13 protein-coding genes are annotated in these 13,261 nt (G+C 60.3%); 3 read left to right on the top strand and 10 right to left on the bottom strand.

The features are described 5' to 3' along the window. Both GA0061102_RS33330 and GA0061102_RS22710 read right to left on the bottom strand, forming a co-directional pair. On the bottom strand, positions 1–274 hold a 274-nt coding region (locus GA0061102_RS33330; RefSeq protein ID WP_208858690.1), incomplete at its 3' end, for a hypothetical protein. Between the two features lie 227 nt (positions 275–501). After that, a complete protein-coding gene (locus GA0061102_RS22710; RefSeq protein WP_092853476.1) occupies positions 502–1,482 on the bottom strand; it encodes a polysaccharide deacetylase family protein in 981 nt (326 codons plus the stop codon). Positions 1,483–1,656: 174 nt separating this feature from the next. On the opposite strand from GA0061102_RS22710, the gene GA0061102_RS22705 reads away from it, so the two are divergent. From GA0061102_RS22705 to der, 3 genes are all read left to right on the top strand, one after another. Continuing rightward, positions 1,657–2,238, top strand: a complete 582-nt coding sequence (locus GA0061102_RS22705; protein ID WP_092853462.1) for an NnrU family protein — start codon at positions 1,657–1,659, stop codon at positions 2,236–2,238. Between the two features lie 213 nt (positions 2,239–2,451). Beyond that, complete coding sequence (locus GA0061102_RS22700) at positions 2,452–3,135, top strand: tetratricopeptide repeat protein (RefSeq protein WP_092853460.1); 684 nt, start codon at positions 2,452–2,454, stop codon at positions 3,133–3,135. Positions 3,136–3,146: 11 nt separating this feature from the next. After that, positions 3,147–4,577, top strand: a complete 1,431-nt coding sequence (gene der, locus GA0061102_RS22695) for a ribosome biogenesis GTPase Der (RefSeq protein ID WP_092853458.1) — start codon at positions 3,147–3,149, stop codon at positions 4,575–4,577. Positions 4,578–4,606: 29 nt separating this feature from the next. Here the strand turns inward: der and GA0061102_RS22690 are convergent, their stop codons facing one another. From GA0061102_RS22690 to GA0061102_RS22655, 8 genes are all read right to left on the bottom strand, one after another. After that, the gene (locus GA0061102_RS22690; protein WP_092853456.1) at positions 4,607–5,047 is read right to left on the bottom strand and encodes a MarR family winged helix-turn-helix transcriptional regulator; all 441 of its coding nucleotides are present in this window, start codon (positions 5,045–5,047) and stop codon (positions 4,607–4,609) included. 268 nt (positions 5,048–5,315) lie between these two features. Then, positions 5,316–6,428 carry a glycosyltransferase family 4 protein gene (locus tag GA0061102_RS22685; RefSeq protein ID WP_092853454.1) on the bottom strand — a complete coding sequence of 371 codons (1,113 nt, stop codon included), beginning with the start codon at positions 6,426–6,428 and terminating at the stop codon, positions 5,316–5,318. Positions 6,429–6,554: 126 nt separating this feature from the next. After that, the gene (locus tag GA0061102_RS22680) at positions 6,555–7,469 is read right to left on the bottom strand and encodes a sugar kinase (protein WP_092853474.1); all 915 of its coding nucleotides are present in this window, start codon (positions 7,467–7,469) and stop codon (positions 6,555–6,557) included. Positions 7,470–7,663: 194 nt separating this feature from the next. Continuing rightward, positions 7,664–8,650: an ABC transporter ATP-binding protein gene (locus GA0061102_RS22675; RefSeq protein WP_092853452.1), complete on the bottom strand. Its 987-nt coding sequence runs from the start codon at positions 8,648–8,650 to the stop codon at positions 7,664–7,666. Then, the gene (locus GA0061102_RS22670) at positions 8,643–9,638 is read right to left on the bottom strand and encodes an ABC transporter ATP-binding protein (protein WP_092853450.1); all 996 of its coding nucleotides are present in this window, start codon (positions 9,636–9,638) and stop codon (positions 8,643–8,645) included. Before GA0061102_RS22670 ends, GA0061102_RS22675 begins: the two co-directional genes overlap by 8 nt. A gap of 1 nt (position 9,639) precedes the next feature. Then, positions 9,640–10,557: an ABC transporter permease gene (locus GA0061102_RS22665; protein ID WP_004116680.1), complete on the bottom strand. Its 918-nt coding sequence runs from the start codon at positions 10,555–10,557 to the stop codon at positions 9,640–9,642. Further along, positions 10,554–11,477: an ABC transporter permease subunit gene (locus GA0061102_RS22660; RefSeq protein WP_092853448.1), complete on the bottom strand. Its 924-nt coding sequence runs from the start codon at positions 11,475–11,477 to the stop codon at positions 10,554–10,556. The genes GA0061102_RS22665 and GA0061102_RS22660 overlap by 4 nt, the downstream gene beginning before the upstream one ends. Before the next feature lie 51 nt (positions 11,478–11,528). Beyond that, positions 11,529–13,109, bottom strand: coding sequence for a peptide ABC transporter substrate-binding protein (locus GA0061102_RS22655; RefSeq protein WP_092853446.1), 1,581 nt, complete (start codon positions 13,107–13,109; stop codon positions 11,529–11,531). Positions 13,110–13,261 lie beyond the last annotated feature (152 nt).

The following is a 13,261-nucleotide window of genomic DNA, read 5'->3' as shown; positions in this document are numbered from 1 at the left end:
TTAATTCCATCACGCTGCTTATTGTTGGGCGTGGCGGCCGGTCAGGGCAACCCTCGTTGTGATTCTGCGAGCCTGAAACGGCAACACGCGCCATGTGAGACAGAGGAAGGCCCGAGACGAACCACGGTCCTGCGGTATTCAACCCGCGCATCAGAGTCTGATCAACCGTCGTCTCAATGCCGCCGCGTCCTGCAATAGGCAGCATATTTGTCCCTCGTCGACGCTGAAAAAGGCGACGCGAAAAACCTATGCCCAAACTCTTGAAAACGGACATGAGAATCAAAAACCTCCGGCCAAAGCCAGAGGTTTGTCAGCAGTCTGAGGCTCCGGAAACGGAGCCTTTTTATCACGGCAACGGCAGGGAAGCCGGGGATCTCTGAGCTTTTAGGGTAACCGAGAAACCAGTGCTGGCCGCACCACCGGCCCTTCGCTTTGGCTCAGGGCGTTCGTCGCTGCAATCGACCCACTGGGTCGATTGCTCCGGCTTTGCCGGACCGCTCCTCACCCCTGCTGAGGCTTGCCTCGGGCGGCGATTAGCGGGATAGCTTCGGAATAGCTGACGCAGGCGACATCCTGCTTGTGGCAGACATCGCTGACGAAGCGGTCGAGCGCACGCCAATAGGCGCCGTCATTCATCTCGACGAAATGGAAGCCGAGCTGCAGTGGAATGCGCTCGCCGTCATATTGCTTGTCGAAGGCCGCTTCGAAGGCGTCGAAGGTGCGGTCTTCATAGGTCTTGGCGTTGGCCTTGTCCTCGGCGCCCTTGGAATGGCGGACATAGAGATTGTAGTCCATGCCAATGACCTGGCGATGCTCGGGGCCTTCGGGGATCAATGGCAGGCCGAAGCGATAGATGCCGTCGACCATTTGTGGCAGGGCGGGCCCCTTCGTCACCAGGCTTGCATCATACTGGAAGCCCATCTCCATTTCTGCCGGCATCAGGCCGTCGCTGACGGAAAGGTAGGGGGCGCGAAAGCCCTTGACGTCATGCGTGGCGAAATCTTCCCAGCCCTGCGGCTCCTTGTCGGCCACGCCGACATTCTTCCAGGCATCACGAAGGGCTGTGCGGGCGTTCACGAACTCCTGTTTCCAGTCGCCCGCGCTCCAGCCTTTGCCGTCGAAATGGCCGCAAGCGTGGCTGGAAATATCGTGTCCTTCCAGATGGGCGCCCCATATATTGGCGATGCGGGTGCGCACATCGTCTTCGCTCTTGGCGAAGCCGACATTGGACTTGCCAGCGCGTTGCATCGGCCCCTGATAGGCCTTGGCTTGCGCCTTGTTCATCAGGAAAGTGCAGGACAGGAAATAGGTGAAATGCGCGCCGTTGCGCGAAGCGATCTCGCGGCTCTTGGTCCAGAGCGCATTGTCATGCGCGCCGTCGAAGGAAATCATGACAAGTTGCTTGGGTTTTTCATCGGCCTGGGCGATGGCAGGCAGGGCGAGGGAAAACGCAAGTGAGAGGCAGGAAGTTAAGCGAAACATGGGCACCGATATTGCTTGATCGAGCATGCCTTGCCAAAGATCATCCGGCGATCTTGGACGGCACGCCCCGGGGTCGTTTCCTTCCTTTCGCGCAAATGCGGCGAAGCTGCGGTGAAGCTGGCAATTTCTTGCGGCTGCCGATAAGGATATTGCTACACGTAGGGGATTTCATCCATGTCATTGCTCGTTCTCGGTATTGTTCTTTTTCTTGGCATCCATTTGATCCGCGTTGTCGCACCCGGATTTCGAACCTCTTTGATCGTAGGCCTCGGCGAAGCCGGCTGGAAGATCGCCTATTCGATCGTAAGCATCGTCGCGCTGGTCGTCCTGATCTACGGCTTTGGACAGGCACGGGACATGACGCCGATCTGGTCACCGCCGTTCTGGATGAGCCACATCACCATTCTGCTGATGCTGTTTGCGCTGATCTGTCTGGCTGCCTCGCTGCTTCCGGCGGGGCACATCGCGGTCAGAACGAAGCATCCGATGGTGCTTTCGGTGAAAATCTGGGCGCTGGCGCACCTTCTGTCGAATGGCGATCGCGCTGCTATCCTGCTCTTTGCGGCCTTTCTCGCCTGGGGCGTGATCCTGCGCATTTCGCTGAAGCGGCGTGAGCGCGCCGGCGAGATCACCCTGCGTCCGTTCGTTTCGGCGACATACGATCTCTATGCGATCGTTATCGGCGCCGTCGCCTGGGCCCTGATCATTTGGAAGCTTCATGCGTGGATTATCGGGGTTTCGCCGCTGGTTATGTGACGATTTCTGCCATTCCCCCTTACAACGGCCGCAAAATGGAGTAGAAGGCCCCACTGACGCTAGAGCCGGATGATTTCAGGTCGCATCGACCAGAAATCTGGATCCGCTCTGGAATTTAAGAGATAGAGTATAATGTCGCCCGAAAACCGCTGACGATTTTCGGCGTCATGCTCTAAGCTTTTTGGAACTATTTGGCCTGGGCCGGAGACGAGAATGGCATTCAATGACGACAGCTTCATCCGTGAGGTGAACGAGGAACTGCGTTCGGACCAGTTGCGGTTCGTATGGCGCCGTTTTGGCCGGCTCATCATTGGGGGAGCCGTGCTCATCGTTCTCGGTACGGCAGCCTTTAGCGGCTATCGCTATTGGTCAGGAAACCAGGCCGGTGCCGGTGGCGATCAGTTCCTCGCTGCCTTGACGCTGGCCGATCAGGGCAAGACGGATGATGCGCTTGCCGCGTTGGGCACGATCGAAAAGAGCGGCCCGGGTTCCTATCCTTTGCTTGCACGTCTGCGCGCGGCCACGCTGCAGGCGCAGAAGGGTGACAAGGCCGGTGCGATTGCCGTCTTCTCCGCCGTCGGCAAGCAGACGGATGTTCCGGTCGTCGTTCGCGACGCGGCACGCCTGCGCGCAGCTTACATGCTCGTCGATACCGGCACTTATGATCAGGTTGCGGCCGAAGCCCAGGAACTGGCCGTGCCGGCGAATGCTTTCCGCCATTCGGCGCGTGACGTTCTGGGTCTTGCCGCCTACAAGGCCGGCGATTTCGCCAAGGCCCGGCAGTGGTTCCAGGCGATCGTCGACGATCCGCAGAGCCCGCGCAATGTCGCCAATCGTGCGCAGATGCTGCTTGATCTCATCACCGCATCCGGCAAGGCTCCGGTCGCAAAAGGCTGAAGGATCGCCAAATGAGCTTCACGGTCGCGATCGTCGGTCGCCCGAATGTCGGCAAGTCTACGCTGTTCAACCGTCTGGTTGGCAAGAAGCTGGCGCTCGTCGACGATACGCCGGGCGTCACACGTGACCGCCGCCCCGGCGACGCCAAGCTGATCGATCTTCGCTTCCGCATCGTCGATACGGCCGGTCTTGAAGAGGCCCAGGATGAATCCCTTCAGGGCCGCATGCGCGCCCAGACGGAAGCGGCGATCGACGAGGCCGATCTGACGCTGTTCGTCGTCGATGCCAAGACGGGGCTGACCCATGTCGACAAGACGCTGGCCGAAATGTTGCGCAAGCACGGTCGGCCCGTCGTACTCGTCGCCAATAAGTCCGAGGCGCGCGGTTCCGATAGCGGCTTCTACGATGCTTATACGCTCGGCCTTGGCGAGCCTTGCCCGATTTCGGCCGAGCACGGCCAGGGCATGATGGATCTGCGCGACGCGATCATCGACGCGATCGGCCATGAACGCGCCTTCCCGGAGGCGGACGACGAGGCGGAGATCAATGTTTCCATCCCGCGTCCCGCTGCCGGCGAAGATGGCGAGGAGACCGACGAAGAACCCGCCTATGACGACACGCGGCCGCTGCGCGTCGCCATCGTCGGTCGCCCGAATGCCGGCAAGTCGACGCTCATCAATCGCTTCCTCGGTGAGGACAGGCTGCTGACTGGCCCCGAAGCCGGGATCACGCGCGATTCGATCTCCGTGGACTGGAGCTGGCGCGGGCGCACCATAAAGATGTTCGACACCGCCGGCATGCGTCGCAAGGCGAAGGTCACGGAAAAGCTCGAGAAGCTCTCCGTTGCCGATGCGCTGCGTGCCATCCGCTTCGCCGAAACCGTCGTCATCGTCTTCGATGCGACCATTCCCTTCGAGAAGCAGGATCTTCAGATCGTCGATCTCGTAATCCGTGAAGGCCGCGCCGCCGTGCTCGCCTTCAACAAGTGGGACATGATCGAGGACCGTCAAGCCGTGCTTGCCGATTTGCGCGAGAAGACCGACCGGCTCTTGCCGCAGGCGCGCGGCATCCGCGCCATACCGATTGCCGGGCAGACCGGCGAGGGGCTCGACCGCCTGATGCAGGCGATCGTCGATACCGACAAGGTCTGGAACAAGCGCGTGTCGACCGCGCGCCTCAACCGTTGGCTCGAAACGCAGCAGGTCCAGCATCCGCCACCGGCCGTTTCCGGCCGCCGCATCAAGCTCAAGTATATGACGCAGGTGAAGGCGCGGCCTCCGGCCTTCATGATTTCCTGCACGCGCTCTGACGCCCTGCCGGATTCCTATGTACGCTATCTGATCAACGGCCTGCGCGCAGATTTCTCCATACCCGGCGTGCCGATCCGCATCCATTTCCGTTCGTCGGAAAATCCCTTCGAGAACAAGAAGAAGCGGACCTGATGCACTCCCCCGCCCAAGGGCGGGTTTGATCAGGCCGCGTTCTTGCTCAATGCAGCGCGCAATGTGGTGATCTCCGCCTTCAATCGCGTCAGTTCCTCGACGGTATGGTCCGAGGCATCGAGAATGCAGGCGGGAATGCTTGCGGCCTTCTTCTTTAGGGCCACGCCTTCGCCGGTCAGATGGATCAGCACCTGACGCTCGTCTTCCTTGCTGCGGATGCGCTGGATGAATCCTGCCGCTTCCAGGCGCTTCAGCAGCGGTGTCAGAGTGCTCGATTCAAGGAAGAGCTTTTCGCCAATACCGCCCACGGTCTGTCCGTCCTCCTCCCACAGCGTCACCATGACGAGATATTGCGGGTAGGTCAGATTCAATGCGTCGAGCATGGGTTTGTACAGTCGATTCATCGCATGGTTCGCCGAATAGAGGGCGAAGCAGATGAAGGTGTCCAATTTCAGCGGGTCGTCCGCCATTTCCAATACTCCCTAGGAGATTATCTAAATCGTGCGATAAATAATTGTACGCCAAAAAGCGTGCGGCGGCTACGGGTTTCTTGCGCTTTTTGGGAGAGCCAATTTTCGGCGGCCACTCGGCTGAACGCTGCGGATGCCATCGAGACTTTCGTGTCGAAGGCATCGCAGGTCACGCGACATGCTCTAACCAGCACCGGCGTCTGAGCGCGCTGCTATCCAATAGCTGGAGAAAATAGGTGTCAAGAAATCAATATCGAGTCTTGCCCGGCTACAGGCTTACCGCATGCGTCTGCTTTCGGCCGCGATGATTGGCAACGCGGACATTGCCGATGAATTGCGTGGTGGCGGCTTCCCAGGAATAGTTAAGGGCGACACTACGCGCGGCTTCGCGGGAGCAGGAGAGGGCGGCAACGCAGGCTTTTGCCAAATCTGTATCCACCACACCGGCTTTCGCGTTGCCGTGAAGAATATCGGCCGGGCCGGTAACAGGATAAGCGGCGACCGGGACGCCGCTCGCCAGCGCCTCCAGGATCGCATTGCCGAACGTATCGGTCTTCGACGGAAAGACGAAGACGTCGGCCTGGGAATAGGCGTGTGCCAACTCCTCGCCGAACTTGGCGCCCAGAAAATGCACGTCCGGGTAAAGCTTCTGCAACTCTGCGCGTGCCGGCCCGTCGCCAACGACGACTTTTGATCCCGGCAGGTCGAGATCGAGGAAAGCCGGCAGATTCTTCTCAAGCGCCACACGACCGACAGTCATGAAGATAGGGCGCGGCAGGCCGAAGGGATTGTCTTCCAGAGGGTAGGGTCGGAAAAGTGTCGAATCAATGCCGCGGCTCCAGGAGAGCAGATTGCGGATGCCTCTCTGCTTGAGCTCATCGGCGAGGCTGGGAGTGGCCACCATGCAGCCATAGCCGGCATTGTGGAACCATTTGACGAAGGCATAGAGCCAGCTTTCCGGTATGGGCAGGCGCGCTGCGACATATTCAGGAAACCGTGTGTGGTAGCTGGTCGAGAAGGGCATTCCGTTTCGGATGCACCAGCGGCGCGCAGTGAGCCCAAGGGGGCCTTCCGTGGCTATATGGATATAAGTCGGGCGCGCCGCCTCGATCTTGGCTGCCACCTTGCGATAGGAGGCGATCGAAAGCCGGATTTCCGGATAAGTCGGGCAGGGAATGTTGCGGAAACCGTCCGGCGTGATCATGGACACTTCCACGCCCCGGCGTATCAGCTCACGATTGGTGTTCTCGATGGAGCGGACGACGCCGTTGACCTGCGGATGCCATGCATCGCTGACGATGAGCAACCGCTCCGGTATCGCGATAGGCGTCGCCGCCTGCGCCCAAATATTGTCTTCGATGTCCGACAAGCGTTGCAACATGCCCAAAACAGCCCATCCGCACCGCATCCTCATGATGACGGTGCCAGCGATTGCGGTGCTTCAAACATGATTCCCGCGCCCGCTCTATTGTGGGGGGTGTCCATGATGGAATTATTACAGTGCCGATCAGGCGATCTTCAGCTTCTTGGGCGAGACGAGCGCGCCGTGTTCCTGAATGACTTTCGCGGCGATTTCGGCGGCAAAAGCGGCGGCGGCGAGCGGATCGCCATGTTGCAGATAGTGGGCGAGAAATCCGCCGTTGAAGCTGTCGCCGGCGCTGGTGGTGTCGACGACCTTGTTCACCTTGACGGCGGGGACAAGCGTTTCGTCTGCGCCAGATCCGATCGTCGCGCCTTCGGGGCCGTTCTTGACGACGACCATATTGGCTCCGTACTGGTGGTAGCGACGGATGGTGCTGGAGATGGAATCGTCGCCGAAATGCGCAGCCTCGTCATCGAAACTCGGCATGACAAGGGTCGAGGCGCGGGCGCCGTCGGCGATCAGGGTATGCATCGCGTCGAGGCTGGACCACAGGCGAGGGCGCAGATTGGGATCGAAGGCGACGAGCTTGCCGACCGCCTTGGCACGGCGAAGTTCGGCCAGCAGCGTATAGGCATCCTCGCGCGGCAGGATCGCCAGGGTGATGCCCGAAAAATAAAGCACGTCTGAGGCTTCGATCGCCGCGCGCAACGCGTCGCCGTCGGCTGCGAGCTGACGGGCGGCAGAGCTGTCGCGCCAATAGCTGAAGGAGCGCTCGCCATTCTTCAGATTGATCATATAGAGGCCGGGCGTCTTGCCGCGAAGGCGGCGGATGCTTGCCGTGCCGATGCCGGCCGAGCTCATGAAGCTTGCCATCTCATTGGACATGGCGTCGTCGCCAAGCGCGGTGAAATAGTCGATCGACCAGTCGGCGGGCAGGCAGGCGCGGGCATACCAGGCGGTATTGAAGGTGTCGCCGGCAAAGCCCTTGCGCAGATGGCCGTCATTGGCCTGCGACAGTTCCACCATGCATTCGCCGATCGATAGGAAACGTCCGCCCAAGTCTTCCTCCTGCACTTTGCCTTGCTGCTGCATACGCGCAAGCAGCTGCTTGGGCAAGGTGGGCGGCAGTCGTCGCCGCCCACTTTTGAAGCCCTAGAGCGGTTCACCTTCTCACGGATTCCCTGAACCGCTCTATCTCTTTTGTCTTTCGCAATTTCGGACGGAAACAGCTGTGCGCTTTTCCTGGAATTGCTCTACGGCCTATCCATATGGTAGCAGGCCGCCGTCTGGCCGGGGCGCACCTGCTGGGTCGGCGGCATCTTCGTGCGGCAGATATCCGTCGCCTTCCAGCAGCGGGGCGAGAAGACGCAGCCCGGTGGTGGGTTGAGCGGCGAAGGCGGATCTCCCTGCAGGCGGATGCGCTCGCGGTTCCGTGCCAGCTTCGGGTCCGGGATAGGGGCCGCAGAGAACAATGCCTGGGTATAGGGATGAGCCGGATGGTCGAAGACCGTCGCGGCATCGCCGGCTTCCACGACCTTGCCGAGATAGAGCACGAGCACATCGTCGGAGATCAGGCGCACGACCGAAAGGTCGTGGCTGATGAAGATCAGCGTCAGGCCGAACTCCTTGCGCAGGCGGCGCAGAAGCGTGATGACCTGGCCCTGGATCGAGACATCGAGCGCGGAGACCGGCTCGTCGCAGATGATGAGCTTCGGCCGGGTGATGACCGCCCGCGCAATGCCGATACGCTGCGCCTGCCCGCCCGAGAACTCATGCGGGTAGCGGTTGATCATCTCGGGAACGAGACCAACTGCCGACATGATCTCGCGGACACGATCCTGCCGCTGTGCGCGGGTCAGTTTCGGTTCGAAGACGGTAAGCGGCTCGGCGATGATGTCGCCGACGGTCATACGCGGATCGAGCGAGGCGATCGGGTCCTGGAAGATGATCTGCATGTCGCGACGTGCGGCACGCATCTCCTCCTCAGTGAGATCCAGAAGGTTGCTGCCCTGCCAGAGGATGCGGCCTTTCTGCGCCTTGATCAGCCGCAGGATGGAGCGGCCGAGCGTGGACTTGCCGCAACCGGACTCGCCGACGATGCCGAGCGTGCGGCCGGTCTTCAGCTCGAAGCTGACGTCGTTGACCGCCGTCAGAACCAATGGCGGCTTGAAGAAGGATTTCGACGGTAGTTCGAATTCGGTGGTCAGATGTTCGACCTTCAGAAGCGTTTGTTCAGCCATGGACGAGGCTCCGTTCCTGATCAGCCGAAAGGGGGTGGAAGCAAGCTGCGCAGCGACGTGCCGCGAGCTGGCTTAGCGGCGGCGCCGCGTCGAGGCAGTCGTCCTCCACATGGGCACAGCGCGGCGAGAAGGCGCAGCCGCGCGGCAGGTGCATCAGGTTCGGCGGTCGGCCGGGGATGACGGCGAGATCGTCGACATCCTGATCAGGGCGGGGGATCGAGGCGTGCAGCGCCGCCGTGTAGGGGTGCGCCGGATCCTCAAACAGTTCCTCGACCGGGGCTTCCTCAACGATGCGGCCCGCATACATGACGGCGACGCGGTCGGCGAGACCGGCCACGACGCCGAGGTCATGGGTGATCATGACAAGCGCCGTGTGCATTTCCGCCGTCAGCTCGTTGAAAAGATCGAGGATTTGCGCCTGGATCGTCACGTCGAGCGCAGTGGTCGGCTCGTCGGCAATGAGAAGCTTCGGTTTGGTGAGCAACGCCATGGCGATGACGATGCGCTGGCGCATGCCGCCCGAGAGTTCGTGCGGGTAGAGGTTGAAGCGGCGCGTCGGGTCAGGAATGCCGACACGCTTCAACATATCCAGCGCAGCCGATGACGCCGCGCGTGCCGTAAGGCCACCATGAACCTCGAGCTGCTCCGTCAGCTGTCGCGATATGCGCAGGGACGGATTAAGCGCCGTCATCGGGTCCTGGAAGACCATGGCCATGTCCTTGCCGCGGACATGGTCGAGTTCGCGCGGTTTCAGCGTCAACAGGTCCTTGCCGTCGAGCAGCGCCTGGCCGCTGGTGCGGCCGTTCTTGGCGAGCAGGCCCATCAGGCCGAGGAAGGTCTGGCTTTTGCCGGAACCGGATTCGCCGACCACGGCAATACGCTCGCCACGGCCGATCTTGAGGTTCATCTTTGAGACCGCCGCCACTTCGCCTTCCGGCGTACGGAAGGTGATGGAGTAGTCTTTGAGTTCGAGAAGTGTGTCTGTCATGTCAGCGATCCTTCGGATCGAAAGCGTCGCGCAGACCGTCGCCGATGAAGAGCAGGCTCATCAGCAGCGCGACCAGGAATCCGGCCGGGAAGAGCAGTAGCCAGGGTGTCGTCTCCATGCCGGCCGAGCCTTCCGCAATCAGCGTGCCGAGCGATGTCAGCGGCTCCTGTACGCCGAAGCCGAGATAGGAAAGGAAGCTTTCCGTGGCGATGATTTCCGGAATGGTCAGCGTCGCATAAATGACCACCGGACCGACGAGGTTCGGCACGATGTGCTTCAGGATGATCTTGAACGACCTTTGTCCGGACGCTCGCGCAGCTTCGATGAATTCCCGCTGCTTGATCGACAAGGTCTGGCCGCGCACGATGCGGGCCATGGTCAACCATTCGAGCGCGCCGATCGCTGCGAACAGCAGATAGACGTTACGGCCGAAGATCACCATCAGCAGGATGACGAACAGGACGTAGGGCAAGGCGTACATGATATCGACGAAGCGCATCATGACGGCATCGATACGACCGCCGAAATAGCCGGCGACAGCGCCGTACAACACGCCGATAACCACCGAGACGAGCGTTGCTACGAGCGCGACGGTGAGCGAGACGCGGGTGCCGTAGAGCGTGCGCGCCAGCAGGTCACGACCGTTGCCGTCGGTGCCGAAGTAGTGGCCGGCAGCGAAGTCCGGAGCGCCACGGAAGGACGTCCAGTCAGGATCCTCATAGTTGAAGGGAAGGAAGCTGGGGCCGAAAATAGCGATCAGCACCAATGACGCCAGCACGATCAGCGAAAGTGCGGCGGCCTTGTTGCGCAGGAGGCGACGCATCGCATCGCCGGTCAGGGACCGTCCTTTGGGTGCAAGCCCTTCTGCCGAAAGCAATTCTGCTTCCAGCAGTTCTCTCTTGGCGGAATTGAGGATCATCGCATTCTCACTTTCGGGTCGAGCCAGGCATAGGCGATGTCGACCAGCAGATTGAGGACCACGATCAGGACCATGTAGAAAATGACCGTGCCGAGGACCATGCCGTAGTCACGGTTCAGCGCCGCGCCGACGAAGTAGCGGCCGACGCCGGGGAGGCCGAAAATGCTTTCGACGACCAGCGAACCGGTGAGCAGATAGCTTGCCGCCGGTCCAAGATAGGAGACGACCGGCATCATGGCTGGTTTCAATGCGTGCCGCATCACGGTGAGCCGTGGGCCGATACCCTTGGCCTTGGCGGTGCGGATGAAGTTCTGGCCCATCACCTCGATCATCGAACCGCGCATCAGACGCGAGATGCGGGCCGCATGTGGGAGTGTCAGGACGATGATGGGCAGGATCAGGAACCGGATCGAGCCGTCGCCCCAGCCGCCGACCGGCAGCCAGCCGAGCGTGTTGCCGAAGACGAGCTGAAGGATCGGCGCGATCAGGAAGCTCGGCATCACTAAGCCGATGAGGAGCCCGCCACCCAGCCAATAGTCGGCCGCGCGGTTTTGGTAGAGCGCCCCGAGACAGCCTATGAACACGCCGACGATGGTTGCGAGCACGAAGGCAGAGCCGCCGATGGTCAGCGTATAGGGAAAGCCGGACATGATCTGTTGGGTGACGGTGAAATCCTGATTGGCGAAAGAGGGGCCAAGGTCGCCCTTCATGACATCGCCGACATAGATCAGGTATTGCTCAACCAGGGGCTTATCGAGATTGTAGTGAGCCGCGAGGTTGGCTTTGACTTCCGGCGGCAATGGCCTTTCGCCATCGAAGGGGCCGCCGGGAGCGAGACGCAAAATGAAAAAGCATACTGTTACGGCAATCCACATGACTGGGATTGTCGACAGCAGACGACGGAGAGCATAGCCAAACATGATTTTAGACGCCTCCCTCCCGCTTTTGCCCGGGAGGGAGGCTGTTCCCAATTATTCTTTGATCGACAGCCAGCGCGTGCGGTGGATGTCTTGAATGTTGTCGACGAAGCCCTGGACCTTCGGGGCGACGATGTTCTGGGAAACGTAGTAGTAGATCGGGATCGCGGCGCTATCGTCAAGGGCCAGTTGTTCGGCCTGCTTGTAGATCTCGGCGCGCTTCTTCAGATCGGTCTGCTCATTGCCCTGAGTGATCAGTGCATCGTATTTCGGATTGCTCCAGCGGCCGTAATTCATGTCGACGCCGGTCGAGAGCAGGCTGAGGAAGTTGATCGGGTCGTTGTAGTCGGCGAGCCAGCCGGCACGACCGATCTCCACTTCGCCGCGCTTCATTCCATCGTAGTGCACCTTGGTTTCGGTGTTGTAGAGTTCAACATCGACGCCGAGCGGCTTCCACATGGCAGCGATCGCGACTGCAATGCGCTTGTGGTTGTCGTTGGTGTTGTAGCGAAGCTGTGCTTTCAGCGGATGATCGGGGCCGAAGCCTGCTTCCTTCAGCAGCTTCTTGGCCTCTTCGACCTTCTGCTTGTAAGGCTCATCCTTCCAGCTCACATAGGCCGGCTCGCCGTAATTGGCCGTACCCGGCGGTACCCAGGAATACATCGGCAACTCGCCGGTACCGAGGATCTTCGGACCGATGACCTCGCGATTGACGGCCATGGAGAGAGCCTGACGAACGCGCTTGTCGTTGAAGGGCGGCTTGGTGGCGTTCAGGACGTAATAATAGGTGCCAAGGAACGGCACGACATGCGCCTGGCCGGGAAGGTTCTTCTGGAGCCATTCATACTGATCAGCGGGGAACGAGGTGACGACATCGAATTCGCCGGCGCGATAGCGCTTCAGCGCGGCCGCCTGATCTTCCAGCGTGTAGAAGTTCACCTTGTCGATCTTCACGTCCTTGGCGTCATAATACTGATCGTTCTTGACGTTGGCGACATGCGAGCCCGGCACCCACTCCACCGGCTTATAGGCGCCATTGGTGACGATGTTCTCGATCTTGACCCATTGGTCGCCCTTGGCCTCGACGACATGCTTTGGCAGCGGATAGGCCGTGTAGTGCATCAAGGCGTTGAGGAAGTAAGGCGTCGGGTTCTCGAGCGTGATTTCCAGCGTCTTGTCGTCGATTGCCTTGACGCCGAGCTGGGTCAGATCCTTGATCTCGCCCTTGTTGATCTTTTCCGCGTTCTTGATCGTGTATTGCAGGTAGGCGTACTGGGCGGCAGTCTTCGGATCCATCAGGCGCTGAAACGCAAAGACGAAATCCTGGGCGGTGACCGGGTGGCCGTCGGACCACTTGATGCCGTCGCGCAGCTTGAAGGTATAGACCTTCTGATCAGGGGAAATGGTCCAGCTCGCAGCCTGGCCCGGAATGGGGTTGTCCTTGGGATCCTCAGTCACCAGACCTTCGAAAATATCGCCGTCGATGCGGTTTTCCCAATCGCCGGAAATCTTTTGCGGGTCGAGCGAAGTCGGGTCGCCGCCATTGTGGATATTGAGGGTCGCGGCATGTGCGGAGAAGCTCAATACCGTGCTGACGAGAGCCGTCGCTAGAAATTTTCTGGCGATATGAGTCATATGTTTTCCCACCTTTCTGGAGTTATTGTCCCTGATTTTACAGGGGTATTTTTGATCCCTAAGGCGACCTGTCCTTGCAGGTCAGTGGCGGAAGTTATCCGAAGCCGCGTCGCATTCAAGCCCAAAAGAGACGGACATGATCCAGGTGCGAA

The sequence above is a fragment of the Martinezella miluonensis genome (assembly GCF_900094545.1).
In the GTDB taxonomy this organism is placed as follows: Bacteria; Pseudomonadota; Alphaproteobacteria; order Rhizobiales; family Rhizobiaceae; genus Rhizobium; species Rhizobium miluonense.
The sequence above is the reverse complement of the archived record's forward strand: the minus strand, read 5'-3'. Positions and strand labels throughout refer to the sequence as shown.

Coding starts and splice junctions, on each gene's coding strand:
- GA0061102_RS22660 (WP_092853448.1), bottom strand. CDS start 11,477: ATGTTTGGCTATGCTCTCCGTCGTCTGCTGTCGACAATCCCAGTCATG.
- GA0061102_RS22665 (WP_004116680.1), bottom strand. CDS start 10,557: ATGATCCTCAATTCCGCCAAGAGAGAACTGCTGGAAGCAGAATTGCTT.
- GA0061102_RS22700 (WP_092853460.1), top strand. CDS start 2,452: ATGGCATTCAATGACGACAGCTTCATCCGTGAGGTGAACGAGGAACTG.
- der (WP_092853458.1), top strand. CDS start 3,147: ATGAGCTTCACGGTCGCGATCGTCGGTCGCCCGAATGTCGGCAAGTCT.
- GA0061102_RS22710 (WP_092853476.1), bottom strand. CDS start 1,482: ATGTTTCGCTTAACTTCCTGCCTCTCACTTGCGTTTTCCCTCGCCCTG.
- GA0061102_RS22685 (WP_092853454.1), bottom strand. CDS start 6,428: ATGTTGCAACGCTTGTCGGACATCGAAGACAATATTTGGGCGCAGGCG.
- GA0061102_RS22655 (WP_092853446.1), bottom strand. CDS start 13,109: ATGACTCATATCGCCAGAAAATTTCTAGCGACGGCTCTCGTCAGCACG.
- GA0061102_RS22705 (WP_092853462.1), top strand. CDS start 1,657: ATGTCATTGCTCGTTCTCGGTATTGTTCTTTTTCTTGGCATCCATTTG.
- GA0061102_RS22675 (WP_092853452.1), bottom strand. CDS start 8,650: ATGGCTGAACAAACGCTTCTGAAGGTCGAACATCTGACCACCGAATTC.
- GA0061102_RS22690 (WP_092853456.1), bottom strand. CDS start 5,047: ATGGCGGACGACCCGCTGAAATTGGACACCTTCATCTGCTTCGCCCTC.
- GA0061102_RS22670 (WP_092853450.1), bottom strand. CDS start 9,638: ATGACAGACACACTTCTCGAACTCAAAGACTACTCCATCACCTTCCGT.